Source organism: Rahnella sp. P4_A8, assembly GCF_056402435.1.
This window is the reverse complement of the sequence record NZ_JBFUHK010000199.1, coordinates 1-1,767: the sequence shown is the minus strand read 5'-3', so window position 1 is coordinate 1,767 and position 1,767 is coordinate 1. Positions and strand designations below refer to the sequence as shown.

Here is a 1,767-nt window from a genome sequence, read left to right as displayed (position 1 = left end):
CAGTTGAAAAGTGTTCTTGCCGATGTTTAGGGATTAGTGGATAGGTAAGTCAGGGACTAGCGTCAGATATGGAATTTCGCGGAAGGTTACAACTTCATGAACGTTAACTGGATGCTTACACACTGCACATACGATGGAGGAGATAGTCTCAGAGAATACGACGTCAGAAGTGACATTGAATCTCTCAGAATTACATTCTTCGCAGATAAGTTTTATATCGGGCATTTTTAACTCATGGATAAGTGATGATCTTAATCAGATTATTAAGAATTTTCTTATTCCAATGATAAGTATAGCAGACGTTTAGATTCTTGAATGAGTGCATAACGTAAAGAGCACTGACGGTGAGCAAGCTGGCAAAGCTTTCAACATCCTACAGTCCAGATAGCGCTCTCTCCGTTGTGGCCAGCATCAGGTGATGGTCGGGTTCCCTACCCGATTGCGGGTTCGACTCCCGCCGCCCATTCAGATCGACGTGGAACCTCGATAATTGCTGTGTGTAGCTGTCTTTCGGCGGTGGCATGACTCTTCAACCATCCAACATCAGGGGGAGCGAAGATAATGTTCTGATCGTGACCACCGCCAATTTTTTCGCAGGCATAGACAAGGGTTCGCTGGCCCCACCCAGCACGCCCTGTGCATTACCGGCTGCCCTTGTCTATGTGTGTGAGTAATTTCCCGCGGTGTGCGCCGCGATAATGAGGGCATGAAAATGGCTGAAAGTCGTATGACCAACGTCCCGGAGTTTCTCTCCGAATTGGACGCCGGTATTTTCGAAAACAAAATCGCCGCCGCGCTGAATACTGCCGCTCTGGGTGTTCTGAATAACGGTGGTAAAGGCAAAGTGTCCATCGAGATTGATGTTTCCCGAATCAGTAATTCGATGGAAGAAAAACGCGTGATGCTGGCTCACAAATTGAAGTTCTCAGCACCTACGCCTCGCGGAAAAACGTCGGAAGAAGACACTACCGAAACCCCTATGTACGTTGGCAAAGGCGGCAAGCTGACCATCATGCAGGAAGATCAGGGCCAATTGTTCACCATCGCCGGAGATCCTGACGGCAAACTCCGTGACGCGCGATAAGCATCGTTTAACCATCCGATAAAAGGAGATTGTTATGTCTCAAGTTTTAGACGCATCAGCAATCAAAGAAGTCCGGGATATGTCCCTTTCTAATCTGCTGGAAGAACGCCTGTCTTCAGCAGACTGCCCTGCTGTTGCTTTGCCTGAATCTGTCCGTATTCATTCGCTTGAAAACCYGCAAGATGGCCGGTTCCGCTTCCGCGGGAAAATGGAAACCGCCAGCATTCAGGATTTCTCCCGCTACTGCAAAGATTACGCAGGCGAAGGCGTCCGCAGCTTCATTAATGCTGACAACATGGCAGCGGTGACTGTGTTTAACCTTGGCACTCTGACTGCACCAGGTCACGCAGATAACATCGCAGTTTTGAAACTGAAACGCACTGCGCCATTCCAGGCTTTGCTGAACATCAATGGCGATAAAAACTCACAGAAGGATCTGGCCGAGTGGCTCGAAGACTGGTCTGAATTCCTGATGGCTTTCACCGCTGACGGAGAAGTGCTGGACATCAAGAAAGCGATCGGCGGCGTCCGTAAAATTACCATCGAAGCATCCAGTTCTGCGGATCATGAAGATAGTGATTTCGGCGCCAAGCGCTCAGTGATGGAAAGCGTTGAGGCAAAAAGCAAAGAAGTCATGCCTGCGGCATTCGAATTTAAGTGCGTGCCATATGAAGGGCTGGGAG

2 protein-coding genes are annotated in these 1,767 nt (G+C 49.0%); both read left to right on the top strand.

Annotated features, from left to right (window positions below):
- The first annotated feature begins 712 nt into the window (after positions 1 to 712).
- On the top strand, positions 713 to 1,084 hold the full coding sequence (locus AC1DUO_RS24620; protein WP_112198717.1) for a hypothetical protein: 372 nt from the start codon (positions 713 to 715) through the stop codon (positions 1,082 to 1,084).
- A gap of 34 nt (positions 1,085 to 1,118) precedes the next feature.
- On the top strand, positions 1,119 to 1,767 hold a 649-nt coding region (locus AC1DUO_RS24615), incomplete at its 3' end, for a YfdQ family protein (RefSeq protein WP_477989237.1).